This window comes from Stenotrophomonas sp. YJH_SMC_130, from assembly GCF_059369035.1.
In genome coordinates this window covers 101926-118940 of sequence record NZ_JCAFSH010000008.1, presented here as the reverse complement: position 1 = coordinate 118940, position 17015 = coordinate 101926, and the positions used below count along the sequence as shown (strand labels likewise).

General features: G+C 62.9%; 11 protein-coding genes. 5 read left to right on the top strand and 6 right to left on the bottom strand.

Translation table 11 applies throughout. The features are described from left to right. Positions 1 to 161: 161 nt before the first annotated feature. On the bottom strand, positions 162 to 1037 hold the full coding sequence (gene sucD, locus AC5P5V_RS12015; RefSeq protein WP_005418610.1) for a succinate--CoA ligase subunit alpha: 876 nt from the start codon (positions 1035 to 1037) through the stop codon (positions 162 to 164). A gap of 24 nt (positions 1038 to 1061) precedes the next feature. After that, complete coding sequence (gene sucC, locus AC5P5V_RS12010) at positions 1062 to 2231, bottom strand: ADP-forming succinate--CoA ligase subunit beta (RefSeq protein ID WP_005418614.1); 1170 nt, start codon at positions 2229 to 2231, stop codon at positions 1062 to 1064. Positions 2232 to 2638: 407 nt separating this feature from the next. On the opposite strand from sucC, the gene AC5P5V_RS12005 reads away from it, so the two are divergent. After that, positions 2639 to 4252, top strand: a complete 1614-nt coding sequence (locus AC5P5V_RS12005) for a sensor histidine kinase (protein WP_134968485.1) — start codon at positions 2639 to 2641, stop codon at positions 4250 to 4252. A 60-nt stretch (positions 4253 to 4312) separates the two neighbouring features. Continuing rightward, positions 4313 to 5686, top strand: coding sequence for a sigma-54-dependent transcriptional regulator (locus AC5P5V_RS12000; RefSeq protein WP_075676419.1), 1374 nt, complete (start codon positions 4313 to 4315; stop codon positions 5684 to 5686). Positions 5687 to 5859: 173 nt separating this feature from the next. On the opposite strand, the gene pilB is transcribed toward AC5P5V_RS12000, so the two are convergent. The 3 genes from pilB to AC5P5V_RS11985 all read right to left on the bottom strand — a co-directional run bounded on the left by pilB (position 5860) and on the right by AC5P5V_RS11985 (position 8755). Further along, positions 5860 to 7590, bottom strand: coding sequence for a type IV-A pilus assembly ATPase PilB (gene pilB, locus AC5P5V_RS11995; protein ID WP_134968484.1), 1731 nt, complete (start codon positions 7588 to 7590; stop codon positions 5860 to 5862). A gap of 224 nt (positions 7591 to 7814) precedes the next feature. Next, entirely contained in the window at positions 7815 to 8261 is a 447-nt protein-coding gene (locus AC5P5V_RS11990) for a pilin (RefSeq protein WP_404830582.1), read from the bottom strand. 77 nt (positions 8262 to 8338) lie between these two features. Next, positions 8339 to 8755, bottom strand: coding sequence for a pilin (locus AC5P5V_RS11985; RefSeq protein WP_134968483.1), 417 nt, complete (start codon positions 8753 to 8755; stop codon positions 8339 to 8341). A gap of 356 nt (positions 8756 to 9111) precedes the next feature. Between AC5P5V_RS11985 and AC5P5V_RS11980 the strand changes: the two genes are divergently transcribed. The 3 genes from AC5P5V_RS11980 to coaE are packed head-to-tail and all read left to right on the top strand — an operon-like array spanning position 9112 to position 11865. Beyond that, a complete protein-coding gene (locus tag AC5P5V_RS11980) occupies positions 9112 to 10371 on the top strand; it encodes a type II secretion system F family protein (RefSeq protein WP_495215886.1) in 1260 nt (419 codons plus the stop codon). Positions 10372 to 10378: 7 nt separating this feature from the next. Next, positions 10379 to 11242 carry a prepilin peptidase gene (locus AC5P5V_RS11975; protein ID WP_065185263.1) on the top strand — a complete coding sequence of 288 codons (864 nt, stop codon included), beginning with the start codon at positions 10379 to 10381 and terminating at the stop codon, positions 11240 to 11242. Positions 11243 to 11253: 11 nt separating this feature from the next. Continuing rightward, positions 11254 to 11865, top strand: a complete 612-nt coding sequence (gene coaE / locus AC5P5V_RS11970; RefSeq protein ID WP_134968481.1) for a dephospho-CoA kinase — start codon at positions 11254 to 11256, stop codon at positions 11863 to 11865. 352 nt (positions 11866 to 12217) lie between these two features. Here the strand turns inward: coaE and AC5P5V_RS11965 are convergent, their stop codons facing one another. Further along, positions 12218 to 16588 carry an RHS repeat-associated core domain-containing protein gene (locus AC5P5V_RS11965; RefSeq protein WP_423176706.1) on the bottom strand — a complete coding sequence of 1457 codons (4371 nt, stop codon included), beginning with the start codon at positions 16586 to 16588 and terminating at the stop codon, positions 12218 to 12220. Between the last annotated feature and the right edge of the window lie 427 nt (positions 16589 to 17015).

Sequence of the window (17015 nt, the reverse complement as noted above, 5' to 3'; positions counted from 1 at the left end):
TGCGTGGACAGCCCTGGCTCAGTAGATCCACGCCATGCGTGGATGGGGTTGCCGGGATGGCCGGGGCGACAGACGCAGAAAAGCCGCCCGAGGGCGGCTTTTCCAAAGCAAGCCGAGCGTGGGCTCGGCTCTACAGAATCGGCTGCCAGAGGCAGCCGATCTTATTTCACCAGCTTGGCGATGGCAGCGCCCAGGTCGCCCGGCGAGCGGACGGTGACCACGCCAGCGGCTTCCATCGCGGCGAACTTGCCTTCCGCGGTGCCCTTGCCGCCCGAGGCGATCGCGCCCGCGTGGCCCATGCGCTTGCCGGCCGGAGCCGACGCACCGGCGATGAAACCGACGACCGGCTTCTTCACGTGGTTCTTGATGTACTCGGCGCCGGCTTCTTCGGCGTCACCGCCGATTTCGCCGACCATGATGATGCCTTCGGTCTGCGGGTCTTCGTTGAACAGCTTCAGGCAGTCGACGAAGTTCAGGCCGTTGATCGGGTCACCGCCGATGCCGATGCAGGTGGACTGGCCCAGGCCGACTTCGGTGGTCTGCTTGACCGCTTCATAGGTCAGGGTGCCCGAACGCGACACGATGCCGATCTTGCCCGGCTTGTGGATGTGGCCCGGCATGATGCCGATCTTGCACTCGCCCGGGGTGATGACGCCCGGGCAGTTCGGCCCGATCAGCACGGTGTCCGGGTAGGAACGGGTCAGCACGTTCTTGACGCGCAGCATGTCCAGCACCGGGATGCCTTCGGTGATGCAGACGATGACCTTGATGCCGGCAGCCGCAGCTTCCAGGATCGCGTCGGCCGCGAACGGCGGCGGCACGTAGATGACCGACGCGTTGGCGCCGGTGCTCTGCACGGCGTCGGCAACGGTGTTGAAGACCGGCAGGTCGATGTGGGTGGTGCCACCCTTGCCCGGGGTCACGCCGCCAACAACCTGGGTGCCGTACTCGATCATCTGAGTGGCGTGGAAGGTGCCCTGCTGGCCGGTGAAGCCCTGCACGATCACCTTGGTGTTCTTGTTAATCAAAACAGACATGGGAATTTCCTTCGGTGTCGTGGATCAGGCGGCGTTCTTGACCGCTTCAACGACCTTCTTGGCGCCGTCGTTGATGTTGTCAGCCGGGATGATGGCCATGCCGCTGTCACGCAGCAGCTGCTTGCCCTCTTCCACGTTGGTGCCTTCCAGGCGCACCACGACCGGAACCTTGACGCCCACTTCCTTCACGGCGGCGATGATGCCTTCGGCAATCATGTCGCAGCGGACGATGCCGCCGAAGATGTTGACGAAGATGCCTTCAACCTTGTCCGAGGACAGGATCAGCTTGAACGCTTCGATGACGCGCTGCTTGTTCGCACCGCCGCCCACGTCCAGGAAGTTCGCCGGCTCGCCGCCGTTGAGCTTGATCACGTCCATGGTGGCCATGGCCAGGCCGGCACCGTTCACCATGCAGCCGATGTTGCCGTCCATGGTGACGTAGTTGATGTCCAGCTCCGAAGCGGTCACTTCGGTTTCATCTTCCTGGGACTTGTCGCGCATCGCGACCAGTTCCTTGTGGCGGAAGTTGGCGTTGTCGTCGCTGTTGAACTTGCCGTCCAGCGCGTACAGGTTGCCATCGTCCAGGATCGCCAGCGGGTTGATCTCAACCAGCGCCAGGTCCTTCTCGTTGAAGATGCGGTACAGGTTCACCATGATGTTGGCGAACTGGCCGGCCTGCTTGGCGGTCAGGCCCATCTTGAAGCCGATGTCACGGCCGTGGTAACCCTGCACGCCCTCGACGAAGTCCACGTTCAGGGTGTGGATCTTGTCCGGGGTCTCGGCAGCGACCTGCTCGATTTCCATGCCGCCTTCGGAAGAGGCGATGTAGCTGATGGTGCGGGTGCCGCGATCCACCAGGACCGACAGGTACAGCTCCTTGACGATCTCACCGGCGGTGGTCACCAGCACCAGGTTGATCGGCAGCTCGACGCCGGCGGTCTGGTAGGTGGCCATCTTGGTGCCGAGCATCTTGGCCGCTGCGGCCTTCACGTCGTCGACGGTCTTGCAGAACTTGACGCCGCCAGCCTTGCCGCGGCCGCCAGCGTGGATCTGCGCCTTGACCATCCAGGGGCCCTGGCCCAGCGACTGGGCGACTTCAACCGCCTCGTCCGGGGTCGCCGCGACCTTGCCGGCCGGGACCGGGATGCCGTATTCGGCAAGCAGTTGTTTTGCCTGGTATTCGTGGAAATTCATGCGTCACCGTGGGAATAGGAACGACCGCACGCAATTCCTCAGGGCCCCCTCAAAGAGGCACCGGCACGGACCGCGGCGGGCCCACTATTGTGGCCGAGCCGGCGCCGGGGCGCAAAGAAGTCTGTACAAAACGCCAGACCCGGCCAGATTTCCGCCGTCATTCAGGCAGTTGCGCCCGGGGGCCGGCTGGCCAGCGGTATCCATCCCGGGTCAAATGCGCGATCCGGGCCGCGCCGGCGGCGCCCTGCCGGGGGCCCTATACTGGTCAACCAGGGTGTGTAGCGTCGGGGGTGCTCGACGGCTTCCACCGCAGGCCACATCGAAGCGACGTACCGCCCGGCCTCAGGGGACGCCGGGCAGGCCCGCCGCAGATTCCAGACCCAGGCAGCCAGAAGGGGAGTTCCGGCGTGTCACCCAGTGCTTCATTGATCGACCGCATCGAATCGATTCCGCGGCGTGAGCTGTATTTCTTCGCGCTGTACCGGGTGCTGATCGCCTCGGTCATCGCCGCCCTGCTCTACAGCCCCTTGTCGGCCATGGTCGGCGAAGCCCACCACCCGCGGCTGGCCGACACCGTCGCCGCCATCTACCTGGTGCTGTCGCTGCTGGCGCTGGTGATCGGCCGCAACGAACGCTGGCTGCGCCCGATCGTGGTCAGCGGCGTGCTGGTGGACATCGTCGCCGCCACCCTGCTGTCACATGCCCTGCCCGGTGCCAGCGCCGGCATTTCGATGTCGCTGCTGTTCAACATCGCCGCCGCCGCCACCCTGCTGCCGCTCAGCCTGGGGCTGGGCCTGGCACTGGCCGCCAGCCTCGCCACCGGCGTCGAATACACCTGGAAGCTGCTGGAAGGCGGCGACCCCACCCGCACCCTGGCCGAACTGGCGATGTTCGCCACCAGCTACCTGGCGCTGGCCTTCATCAGTTACCAGGTCGGCAGCCGCGCGCGCCGCAACCAGCAGCTGGCCAACCAGCGCGGCGACGAAGTAGCCAACCTGTTCCAGATCAACGAGCTGATCATCCGCCGCATGCGCACCGGCGTGCTGGTGGTCGACGCCGACAACCGTGTCACCCTGGCCAACGAGGCCGCCTCGATGCTGCTCGGTGACAGCGACGGCAGCGGCGAAAGCGGCCGCCTGGACCTGGCCAGCGCCGCCCCGGAACTCGCCCGTCGCCTGCAGCGCTGGCGCAACGGCTGGGCCCAGGACGAACTGCCGCTGCAGCTCAACCCCGACCAGCCCGAAGTGCAGCCCCGCTTTGCGCGCCTGCTGGCCGGCAGCGAGCTGGCCCTGGTGTTCCTGGACGACTCCAGCGTGGTCTCGCGCCGTGCCGAATCGCTCACCCTGTCAGCAATGGGGCGCTTCTCGGCCAGCCTCGCCCACGAGATCCGCAACCCGCTGGCCGCGATCAACTACGCGGTGCAGCTGCTGGAGGAAGGCACCGGCTTCAACGAAAGCGACCGCCGCCTGCTGCAGATCATCCGCCAGCAGTGCCAGCGCACCAACGGCATCGTCGAAAGCGTGCTGGGCCTGGCCCGGCGCGAGCGCGCCACGCCCGAAAACGTCGACCTGGCCGCCTTCGTGCGCCGCTTCGTGCTGGAGTACAAACAGGGCCAGACGCTGGAGACCGACAGCATCGAACCGATCATCAGCGAGATCTCGGTGATGGCCCAGGTCGACACCAAACACCTCTACCAGGTGCTGACCGTACTGGTGCACAACGCCCTGAAATACGGCCGTATCGGCCAGCAGCCGGCCCGCGTGCGCCTGCGCGTGGCGCAGCACGAACGCAGCGCAGTGATCGACGTGATGGATCGCGGCCCCGGTATTCCCGAGACCGTGGCCGCGCAGTTGTTCCGGCCGTTTTTCACCACCTCCGAGCACGGCACCGGGCTGGGCCTGTACATCGCCCGCGAGCTGTGCCGGGCCAACCAGGCACGGCTGGACTACATCCCGGTACCCGCCGGCGGCTCCTGCTTCCGCCTGGTGTTGCCCGGCCCGCATACGCTGTTGCCCACCTGATCTCGATTCTGTGCGTCAAACATTTGTCGCTTCCAGCCCCCTCGTTTATCTTTCACGCCCATGAACGAAACCCGCAGCGCCCTCGTCGTCGACGACGAACGCGACATCCGCGAACTGCTGGTACTGACGCTCGGCCGCATGGGGCTGCGCATCAGTACCGCAGCCAACCTTGCCGAAGCGCGCGAACTGCTGGCCAGCAATCCGTACGACCTGTGCATCACCGACATGCGCCTGCCGGACGGCAACGGCATCGAGCTGGTCAGCGAGATCGCCCAGCACTACCCGCGCACGCCGGTGGCGATGATCACTGCCTTCGGCAGCATGGACCTGGCGGTGGAAGCGCTGAAGGCCGGCGCCTTCGATTTCGTCAGCAAGCCGGTGGACATCGCCGTGCTGCGTGGCCTGGTCAAGCACGCGCTGGAACTGAACAACACCGAGCGCCCTGCACCCGGCCCTGCCGCCGAACAGGGCGCACGCCTGCTTGGCGACTCGCCGGCCATGGACGTGCTGCGTACCACCATCGGCAAGGTCGCGCGCAGCCAGGCGCCGGTCTACATCCTCGGTGAATCCGGCGTGGGCAAGGAACTGGTCGCACGCACCATCCACGCCCAGGGCGCCCGCGCGGCCGGCCCGTTCGTACCGGTCAACTGCGGCGCCATTCCCGGCGAGCTGATGGAGAGCGAATTCTTCGGCCACCGCAAGGGCAGCTTCAGCGGCGCCCACGCCGACAAGCCCGGGCTGTTCCAGGCCGCCCATGGCGGCACCCTGTTCCTGGACGAAGTGGCCGAGCTGCCCCTGCAGATGCAGGTGAAGCTGCTGCGCGCGATCCAGGAAAAGTCGGTGCGCGCGGTCGGCGCCGCCAACGAGGAGCCGGTGGACGTGCGCATCCTCTCGGCCACCCACAAGGACCTGGCCGAGCTGGTCGAGGACGGGCGCTTCCGCCACGACCTGTACTACCGCATCAACGTGATCGAACTGAGGGTGCCGCCGCTGCGCGAGCGTCGCCAGGACCTGCCGGAACTGGCCGCGTCGGTGCTGGCACGGCTGGCCCGCAGCCACGGCCGCCCGACGCCGTTGCTGGCGCCGTCGGCATTGGATGCACTGGCCCAGTACGCCTTCCCCGGCAACGTGCGCGAACTGGAGAACATCCTGGAACGCGCGCTGGCCCTGGCCGAAGAAGACCGCATCGGCGCCGACGACCTGCGCCTGCCGCAGCATGCCCCGCGCACGCCCGGCAGCGCAGCACACGCCGAAGCCGTGGTGGACCTGCAGCCCGGCAGCGCCGCCCTGCCCTCGTACATCGAACAGCTCGAACGCAGCGCCATCCAGCGCGCGCTGGAAGAGAACCGCTGGAACAAGACCCGCACCGCCGCGCAGTTGGGGATTACCTTCCGCGCGCTGCGCTACAAGCTGAAGAAGCTGGGGATGGAGTAGAGCCGAGCCCATGCCCGGCTGCGCGGTGGTCGGGACCGCGCCATCCACGCATGGCGTGGATCTATTATGGGACCCGTGGCCGATCATCCACGCATGGCGTGGATCTACTGTAGAGCCGAGCCCACGCTCGGCTGCTCTTCGGTACCTCAGCCGAGCATGGGCTCGGCTCTACCTCAGTCCTTGGTAACGCGGTTGATCTCGGCCAGGCTGGTAATGCCCGCAGCAGCCTTCTTCAACGCCGACTGGCGCAGATCGTTCACCCCGATCTGCTGCGCGGCCTCGGCAATCTGCAACGCATTGCCGCCAGCCAACACGATCGTGGCGATCTCGTCGGTCATCGGCATCACCTGGTAGATACCGGTACGGCCCTTGTAGCCCTCGGTGCACTCATCGCAGCCGACCGCCTCGTACAGCTCGATACCCGCGTCCAGCTGCGCCTGGGTGAAGCCTTCGGCCAGCAGCGCATGCTCGGGCAGATTGGCCGGGCGCTTGCAGTTGTTGCACAGCCGGCGCGCCAGGCGCTGGGCGATCACCAGCGTCACCGAGCTGGTGATGTTGTACGGCGCGATGCCCATGTTCATCAGGCGCGCGATGGTCTGCGGCGCATCGTTGGTGTGCAGCGTGGACAGCACCATGTGGCCGGTCTGCGCCGCCTTGATCGCGATCTCGGCCGTCTCAAGGTCGCGGATTTCGCCGACCATGATGATGTCCGGATCCTGTCGCAGGAACGAGCGCAGTGCCGCGGCAAAGGTCATGCCGCGCTTGTTGTTCTGCTGCACCTGGTTGACGCCGGGCAGGCGGATTTCCACCGGGTCTTCGGCGGTGGAGATGTTGCGCGTCTCGTCGTTGAGGATGCCCAGCGCGGTGTACAGCGACACCGTCTTGCCCGAACCGGTCGGGCCGGTCACCAGCACCATGCCGTACGGCTTGTGGATGGCCTCCAGGAACAGCTTCTGCTGGTCCGGTTCGTAACCCAGCTTGTCGATGCCCAGCTTGGCCGCGCTGCCGTCGAGGATACGCAGCACCACCTTCTCGCCGAACAGGGTCGGCAGCGTGCTCACGCGGAAGTCGATCTGCTTGGTCTTGGACAGATTGAGCTTGATGCGTCCGTCCTGCGGCACGCGCTTCTCGGCGATGTCCAGCTGCGCCATCACCTTCAGGCGCGCGGCAATGCGCTGGTTCAACTTCACCGGCGCGCGCGCGACCATCTTCAGCAGGCCATCGATGCGCAGGCGCACGCGGTAGTCGTCTTCATAGGGCTCGAAGTGGATGTCCGAGGCGCCCTTGCGGATCGCGTCCACCAGCACCTTGTTGACGAACTTCACCACCGGGGTGTCGTCGCCCTTGGCATCGATGCCGGCGTCGCCGCCCCCGGAAATGTCCTCGTCACCGCCGGACACATCCAGGTTACCAATGCCATCGTCGTCACCACCGAGCGCGTCGCCCAGCGTGTCATGGCTGGCATGCCACTGCTCGAGCGTGCGGCGGATCTGGTCTTCATCCACCAGGATCGGTTCCACCACCAGATTGGTGTGGAACTTGATCTCGTCCAGCGAATGGGTCGGGTTGCTGGTACCCACGAACAGCTTGCCGCCGCGCTTGAACAGCGGCAGCACGTTGTGCTTGCGCAGCAGCTCTTCGCTGACCAGGCTCATCGCGTTCTGGCTGGCGTCGAACGTGGACACGTCGAACAGCGGCATGCCGAACTCGACCGCATTGGCGGCCGCCAACTGGGCCGCCCCAACCACCTTGTTCTGCGCGAACCAGGTCGGCAGCGGCTGGCGGGCCGCAGCGGCCTTGGCCATGGCGTCGCGGGCGGAAGCCTCGTCCAGCGCACCATCCTGGACCAGGCGACGGGCCAGGCCGGTGATGCCGACGAGATTGGCGGTGGTTACGGCGTTCATATGAATCCTTGGCTCATCATGGGTCAGGCAGTGCGGCGCGCCTTCCAGGGGCACCGCACAGGGCAGCAGAACCTGCCGCGACCCGCTGGCCGACGACGACGCCAATCCTTCAGCATGACTGCCTCGCCCGGCACTCCCAGTCCGGCAGGCACGATCCTGACTCCCCCCCGGATGATAGCCCCGTCAACGGCCCGCCAACATCCCATTGGCAAGCCGAAGTGTGATCAACAGCCGGTTGGGCGATAGCGCGCTTCGAAGGCGCTGCCGTCGCAGGTCCAGGTGCCGTCGGCTGCGCGGCGGAGGATGAGGTCTTTGCCGGTGATCGCCGGGCCACCAATGACGGTACAGCCTATGCTGGCCACGCCACTGGCTGCCAACTCTGCCGATACAACCGAGCAGCGTGCAGTAGGCCTCAAGCCTATATAGGTCGCGTCAATCAACGAACTATCGCGACTATCCTGAACTGTCGTTTCAATTGTCGTCTTGCCCGGTCGGATATCGGCAAAGGCTGCCGACAACTGCGTCTTCGCGACATAGTCCTGATAGATCGGCAATGCAATTGCCGCAATGATCGCAATGATCGCCACGACGATCATCAGCTCAATCAGAGAAAACCCACGCTCCCGGCTCATATGGAACACTCCCCAATGGTTCCAGACCTGCTCCAGCAAATCTGACTGCCCAGGCAATCAGCCCCAAAAAAGAGGCCCCGACGAGCGGGGCCTCTGATCAACCGATGCAGGTCACATTAGCCAGTGACGCAGCCGCTCGGGATGTACTTCTTGTCCGCTGCGGTGATATCGGTCTTGCAAGCCCAGGTGCCATCAGCGGCACGTTCCACACGGATCTTCTTGCCGATGATCTTGGTGTTGCCCTTCAGGGTGCACTCGATCGAGCCCGTCGCGCTCAGGGCGGTGATCGGCGAGATGGTGCAACGGTCAGAGTCCTTCAGACCCAGTTCGGCGATGTCGGCGACGGTGGTCTTGCCTTCGTTCAGGGCAACTTCGTACTGGGTCTTGCCGGGGGTGATTTCAGCCAGGCCAGCAGTCACCTGCGACTTGGCCACGTAGTCCTGGTACATCGGCAGGGCGATGGCGGCCAGGATGGCGATGATCGCAACGACGATCATCAGTTCGATAAGGGTGAAGCCCTTCTGGTTCTTCATTTTGGTACATCCCCAAGATAAGTGGTGGTTGATTTCAGAGCACAGGATCGGTCTGGCCGGCGGCCAGCTGAGCGGGTCCTGCCCCCTGCGGGTGGATCAACGCAGGTTGCGTGCCAACCCCGGCACGCCTCCCCCTGGATTTCCCCGCGCCCATGATGGCAGCTATTTCACGGATGGGAACCCCCCGCATGCGAATCTGCGATGGACGCGGCAATGTGACGCAGTGCGTCACCTTTGGTCGGCACCTGGCACGAATTCGCATCATGGGCCCCTTGGCAACTGCCCAGACGGGCATGAACCCGCTACCATCAGGGGCTAGATGCCCGCCTGGGGATGGCGGGTCTTGGGGAGCCGATATGTCTGTCAGTCGCAGTGCGATCAAGAAGGAGCCCGTGGCGCGCAGCACCACGGAGCTGCAGCCGTTTGTCTGTGTGGGGACCGACAAGCGGGGCGTGAAGATGAAAGGCGAGCAGGCCGCAAAGAATGCGAACCTGCTGCGGGCTGAGTTGCGCCGGCAAGGCATTACGCCAGGCACGGTCAAGCTCAAGCCCAAACCGTTGTTCGGTGGCTCCGGCAGCCGAATCTCGCCGAAGGACATCGCTTTCTTCAGCCGGCAGATGGCCACCATGATGAAGTCCGGTGTGCCTATCGTCAGTTCGCTAGAAATCATTGCCAGCGGGCACAAGAACCCGCGCATGAAGAAAATGGTGGATGGCCTGCGCACCGATATCGAGGGCGGATCATCGCTCTACGAAGCGGTCAGCAAGTATCCGGTGCAGTTCGACGAGCTCTACCGCAATCTGGTCAAGGCGGGCGAGGGTGCCGGCGTTCTGGAAACAGTGCTGGACACTGTCGCCAACTATAAAGAGAACATTGAAGCCCTGAAGGGCAAGATCAAGAAGGCAATGTTCTATCCCGCCATGGTGCTGGCAGTTGCCCTGCTGGTCAGTGGCATCCTGCTGGTCTGGGTGGTTCCTCAGTTCGAAGATGTATTCAAGGGTTTTGGCGCGGACCTGCCCGCGTTCACCCAGATGATCGTCAATCTGTCCCGCTTCATGGTCTCGTGGTGGTGGCTGATCCTGCTGGTCATCATCGGATCAATCGTCGGCTTCATTGCCGCATATAAACGGTCGCCGAAGATGCAGCACAGCATGGACCGGCTGGTCCTGAAGCTGCCGGTCATCGGGCAGATCATGCACAACAGCTCGATCGCCCGCTTCGCCCGTACCACCGCTGTCACCTTCAAGGCCGGCGTACCTTTGGTGGAGGCCCTGGGCATCGTGGCCGGCGCCACCGGCAATACGGTTTACGAGCATGCCGTATTGCGCATGCGTGATGACGTATCGGTCGGTTACCCGGTCAACATGGCCATGAAGCAGACCGCCCTGTTCCCGCACATGGTCATCCAGATGACCGGCATCGGCGAAGAGGCCGGTGCCCTGGACGCCATGCTGTTCAAGGTGGCCGAGTACTATGAGCAGGAGGTCAACAATGCCGTTGACGCCCTGAGCAGCCTGCTGGAGCCGATCATCATGGTGATCATTGGTACCATCGTCGGCGGCATGGTCATCGGCATGTACCTGCCGATCTTCAAGCTCGCTTCCGTCGTCGGATAATCAATACATGGCATTTCTAGACCAGCATCCCGGCCTCGGCTACCCCGCCGCGGCCGCCCTGGGGCTGCTGCTGGGCAGTTTCCTCAACGTCGTCATCCTGCGCCTGCCCAAGCGGCTGGAGTGGCAGTGGAAGCGTGATGCGCGCGAGGTCCTGGAGGAACCGGACTTCTACGAGCCCCCACCACCGGGGATCGTGGTCGAGCCCTCGCACTGCCCGCACTGCAAGCACAAGCTGAGCTGGTACGAGAACATCCCGCTGTTCAGCTGGCTCATCCAGGGCGGCAAGTGCCGCCACTGCAAGGCGCCGATCTCGCTGCAGTATCCGCTGGTCGAGGCCCTGACCTCGGTGCTCGTGCTGGCCTGCGTCTGGCAGTTCGGCTTCGGCTGGCAGGGCTTCGGCGCCATCGTGCTGACCTGCTTCCTGATCGCCCTGTCCGGCATCGACCTGCGCACCCAGCTCCTACCCGACCAGCTGACCCTGCCCCTGATGTGGCTGGGCCTGATAGGCAACATCGACAACCTGTACATGCCGGCCAAGCCTGCATTGGTCGGCGCGGCGGTGGGTTACCTGTCGCTGTGGATGGTCTGGTGGCTGTTCAAGCAGCTGACCGGCAAGGAAGGCATGGGCCACGGCGATTTCAAGCTGCTGGCCGCCCTCGGCGCCTGGTGCGGGCTGAAGGGCATCCTGCCGATCATTCTGCTGTCGTCGGTGCTGGGCGCCATCATCGGTTCGATCTGGCTGTACACCCGGGGCCGTGACCGCGCCACGCCGATTCCGTTCGGCCCCTACCTGGCCATCGCAGGCTGGCTGTACTTCATGTGGGGCGCGCCCGTGGTCGAGCAGTACCTGGTGTTGAGCGGACTGCGCTGAGGGGAATCCCCATGAGCCGGTATGTAGTGGGCCTGACCGGCGGCATTGCCGCCGGCAAGAGCGAGGTGACCCGGCGCTTCGAGGCGCTGGGCATCGTGGTGGCCGACGCCGATCTGGCCGCCCGCGCGGTGGTCGCTGCCGGCAGCCCCGCCCTGAACCGCATCGCCGAGCGTTTCGGCGCCGACATGCTGCAGGCGGATGGCAGCCTGGACCGGGCGCGCCTGCGTGCCCACGTATTTGCCGACCCGGCCGAGCGGGCGGCACTGGAAGCGATCACCCACCCGGCCATCCGCCTGCTGATGCAACAGCAGTGCGAGCAGGCAACCAGCCCCTATGCGATTGCCGCCATTCCGCTACTGACCGAGGTCGGTGGGCGGACCGCCTACCCGTGGCTGGACCGGGTGCTGCTGGTGGATGCACCCGAAGCCGTGCAGCACGCCCGGCTGATGCAGCGCGACGGCATCGACGCCGCACTGGCCGACAAGATGATCGCCGCCCAGGCCAGCCGCACGCAGCGGTTGGCACTGGCCGATGATGTGGTGGTCAACGATGGCCACCCGGAAGACCTGCAGGCGCAGGTGGAAGCGCTGCATGAGCGCTATTTGGATTTGGCTGGGGGCTGAGCCGTCCGCATTGCGCGGAAGCGCTTTCACACACAACTTGGATCTCCTGAGATATTTCATCCACTCATCTCGATCGGCCTCGGCGTCCCTTTTTCCGCCTACGCCTTTCCGCAGATCCTTTTCCGTGCCAAACCACAATGGAAACAAAAATGAACATCACTCCCGCAACAATCCAGGAAAAGCCCATCAATTTGTTATAGATCGACTGGCCGAACAAACGAATCAAGGCGCTATACAGACCACAGTTCGCTCGGCAAGGCCCTGTCCCAATCAATGCATCGTCCATGACTGCAACGCCATAGACGACCATCAATAGACCCACAAGAAAGCCGAATATCCGCAGGACCACCACTTATCTGCGCCCCTTCCAATTGATTAACGTGTCGCGCACTATCTCAATGATATCGGCAGACTCGACCTCGGGCCTTGATAGAAGTGGCGGATACGGATTTGTATAGTAGGCGCTCGCACAAGAGCAGCCGCGCGCATGAACCTGCGCCACAGTTGGATCAGACGGAAATCCGCCCACCATTACGTCGCCACTGGTACAGCGGTCCTGAGATGCCCTGCAAATTTCAACGGCACAATACTGGGTGTAGTCATGCTCACTCACAAGACTTGCCGCGTTCTCCAATGACCCCACGTCCTCAGGCGAAAGCCCCCGTGAATAGATGGGCGAGGAGAGTGAGTTCGATTGAACCGCTCTTACTTGCGCACGAAGCGCCCGCCTTCTCTGTGCTGAGTTCCCGCCCCCATGTCTATTCATGTTCGGCGGGACTCCGCCTCTCAGCCCCAGTGGGTCCACTAGTGACAACGGATCTCCTTCGACATAGGAAAACGTTGACAACCCACCCCATAGTCCAATGGGATCACTCTGCAGATATCGTCCCGTCTCAGAATCATAGTCGCGGCGGTAGTTGTAGAAGAGTCCATTTGCATCCGTGGTCTGTTGCCCAGGAAAGCGCAGCGCCAGCTCGAACGCCACACCGTCTCCGTCCGGATCGGCATTCGGAATCTGGTTGCCGAACACTTCACTCTTACTGCTCCACTCCCAGATCGCCGAATCGCGCGCCGGGTCGATTACCACGCGCGGCGTGCCCAGATGATCCGGCTGGACGTAGGCCAGGTCCGGCACGCCGGTAGCCGGCATGCTGATCAGCGCCACCGGATAGTTTTCCAGCCAGATGGCTTGCTGCTGTGCCTGGCCCGTGGCCGAATAGTTGCCCAGCCACTTCCCCGCTTCGTCATACAGGGTGATCTGAGCAGCGCCACCGGCTGGGGTGCGCAGCACGCGCTCACCGCGATGGTTATAACCGTAGCTTTCCAGTACGGCATCGTCCTGCTTCACCGCATTCATGCGGTTGGCATCGTTGTAGGTGAACAACTTGCTGCCGATGCTGGTGGTGTTACCCGCTGCGTCATGGCTACGTGCCTCGCCATCCACCGCGGTCAACCGGTGGCTGGTTGCTGGATAGGTGTAGCTGGCGGTGCCTGCCGAGGTGGTCAGCGCGGTCCGATTACCGGTGGCGTCATAGGCATAGGTTTCAATCGGCGTGCCGGTTGCACCATCCCGGGTCTGAGTCAGGCGGCCCAGCGCATCGTAGCCATATCGCGCCAGCCTGGTCGTCCCGGTGCCGTCCTTGACTTCAACAATATTCCCATCCGCGTCGTAGCCGAATCCGATGGACAAGCCTCCGGGCGCCGCGTCATACACCCGAGTCGGACGGTAATCGGCATCCAACTCCCGAAGCAGATGGCGGCCGTTACCGTACGCCCAACCCGTCATCGGGCCAAACGGTGCGTACGTGATGTTGGTAACGACCACCTTCCGAGCCTGCCCTGGAAGCGTCAGTCCTACCTCACTGGCACGGCCCAGATTGTCGTAGGCATAGTCGGTGATACTGCCATCCGGATAGGTCAACCGCTCCAGCCTCCCCGCCTTGGTGTAGGAGTAGCGCAGAGTCAAACCAACCCCATCGACCGTCTGTACCTTGCGTACCAACTGACCGAAACGGTCATAGCAGTATGCCGTACTGCCACCCGCATGCAGCACCTGACCCACGCGCCCCTCGCCGAAGCGCTCACCAGCCGGGCAGACCGCAGGGGCAGCATCATAGGCGTAGACCACATCAAGATTCGGGTCCGCATAAGTGATGCTCTTGAGGCGATTGATCACATCGTAGCTGTAGGACGCTTTCACACCACGCGCATCAGTGCGCGTGGTGCGGTTGCCCATGGCATCCACCGTAAAGGCATCAGTGCCAGTATCCGGGCTGAGCTGGCCTTGAGGAGTGCCAAATCCATCGTATACGTACCGTGTCGCAAGCCCCTTGGGATCGACGACCTGCTCTACCTGCCCGTTGGCGGAATAGGCATAGCGGACTTCGGCATTGATCCCACCCGCGTCTTGAATCTGCACTTTGGGGCGATCTGCACCATCGTAGGTACTCATTGAGATGACACCCAGCGGACTCTCGGTCTCCAGCACGTTGCCATTGGCATCATGACGGAAGAGGAAAGGCTGTCCGTCAGCACCCGCCTGTCGGGTCATCTGGCTATGGGTGTCGAACTGACGATCCCCGAACCGCTTCAACGCACCACTACTGTCCCGGACCTCTTCGCGGATACGGTTGCCTGCAGCATCCAAGGTATACGAAACACGATTGCCAGCGGCATCCTCGATGGCCACCAGTCGATCGGCCGTGTCATAGACCATGCGAACCCACACACCATCTGGCCCGGTGACACGAGTCCGCTTGCCAGTAGAGCTGTACTCGTAAAGGCTGATGCGATCATTGGCCGGCACATCGCCCTTGAGCGCCTCCGTCAGAACGCGCCCCATCGAATCGAACAACCGCTCGACTACGGAACCATCGATGCCACGGATCTGAACCGGGTTACCGAGCGCGTCATACTCCAGCAACTCGGTGCGCTGACCCAACGCATTGACGATTGCCCGCAGGTCGCCCTTGCGATGGGAACATGCGCCCCCTGCGTCACAGCCCGGATCATTTGCGCCGAAGTACTCAAACTGCGTGACATTGCCCGCCGGATCCTTGATCGAGCGCTGAAGGCCCACGAGGGGGCATAGCATTGCATTGGCGGCCACATCTGCATCCGTGCAATACGCACGTGCCGTCTGCCGGACATTGCCAGGCGCAACGGGTAGGGAGCCACACACGTAATCCGTGCTCTGCGTTGCATCGTACTGGCATGAATAGAGAGCACGCCCCGCTGTATCCAGCACTTCTCTATCAAGCGAAACGAGCTGTTCATCGCCAGCGTTCTTCTGGCTCACACGTTGTTCAATCACCCTGTTGCCCGAATCACGGACCGTCCGCGTCACCCGCCCCAATGATTCCTCTGTCGTCGTCAGCACCTGCGAAACCGGGCCGCTGCTGGAGTCGGCGTAGGCGTACGAAGTGCGATTCCCCAGCGCGTCCTGCGTATAGGAGGGGCGGCCATATGGCGTGAAACCGAACGACTTGCTCCCCTTGGAATCTGTGGTTTGGGTGATCTGCCGGAACTTCTCACCGCCAATGAAGTTCTGACGTACCTCACCCAAGCTGTTCACGGTCGTCGCCGAGCCATCATTGTTGTAGCTGATGGTGATGGCATCCACAGACTGCCCCGCCGACCAGAGATGGCTCCCCGTGACCTTGGCCTTCTCGTTGTACGAGAACGTTGCGTGACGCGCGCCGCCTTCGACGATGCCAGTCAACAGGTTACGCCCCGCCGCCGGGGCGAGCCCAGGCTCCGCGTACAGATATTGTCGAGAGGTGCCATCGGGCCTCACGACCCTTGTGAGGTTATCGAAGTCATCGTAGGTGTATGAAGCCGCTGAGCCGTCGGGGAGCGTAATTGAGATCAGCCTGCCACGTTCGTAGGCGAAGACCAGCGACCGGCCCAACCCATCAACGGCTCGCTGCAGCCTGCCATTCACATCGTAGCTGAGCGACACTCCGTTCTTTGGATCCGGGTCGCCGATCGCAATCAAACGCCCCTGCGCGGTGAAGCGCCGCGTTGAACCTGACTCCTCAACGAGCTCGAATTCACCGCCAGGGAGCTTCTTGAGCGTCTCCGCAGAAGCGCGCTCACCACGTCCGGATGAGTAGGCTTCCAGATAGCCTCGCTCCGTGAAGCGTCCCTCCCCATAGGAGGACGTGAATGAACCCATATAGGAATGCGACCAGTTGGTACCCACATCTGGCGAAATTTGAATCTGCCCCAGCGAGTGATAGGAGCGAACGAAGTCCTTCCCGGCAAACTGGAAGTCCACCTCAAATCGCGCCTTATCACCCGTTGCAGGAAAACAGGGATTGCAGTTGCCTGGAGTCGACTCAGTCTGAGTGACGTTGTAGATGTAGATGGATTCATGTGCATCAACGGCCCGGCATACATTTGGCCAATCAATGAGCGTTGAATTCGGATTGTACTGAGGATGCCCACCATCGATGACCCGATAGCCAACTGGACAGTCAAAGTACTGAAATCTCCCGATACTGTTCTTCCTCTGATCAGGCACTCCAGTACCCCAGCCAGGACAGTAGACCTCATAGTGCAGTTCACGCGGGCTGGCGAGAGAGTAAAAAACTGCAGTCCCGTAGCCGTAGTGGGACGTTATGCTCGAGTACGGTTGCAGGTGTTCGCCTGACACTCCACGACTGACATGCGTACACTCCGGGAACAGTGACTGCATATATGCCATATAGCCACTGACCATCTCGTCTTCACTCTTGCAGTGGCTTTTTCCATGCCCTGCGGCGGCAGCTTGGCAGTAGCCCAGCTCTGGGCCGTCATTGCCCAGACCATAGCCAGGCTCGTACCAAACTTCAGGCTGCCGATCAGGTGCTTGGTAGAGAATTCTAAGCACATCACCAGTGGCGGGAGACCAACTGTCCCGAATGGTCCTTTCTTTGCGAAGTGCACTTCCGTACCGCGACTTCGACCGCATCAGAGACTCCGCTGCACCAATGTTGTCGAAGCAGCTCCCCTGATAACAGTACCTGGTTTCGGAAGGCGGCGTCTGCGCAAATGCGGCCCCGACAAACAGCATTACGCCAAAGCAGACGAAACTGCACAACGAAAAATAGAATCTGAACATACGCTCCAATCCCTGGATTAAACAGGCCTGTAGAAATACCAAATTC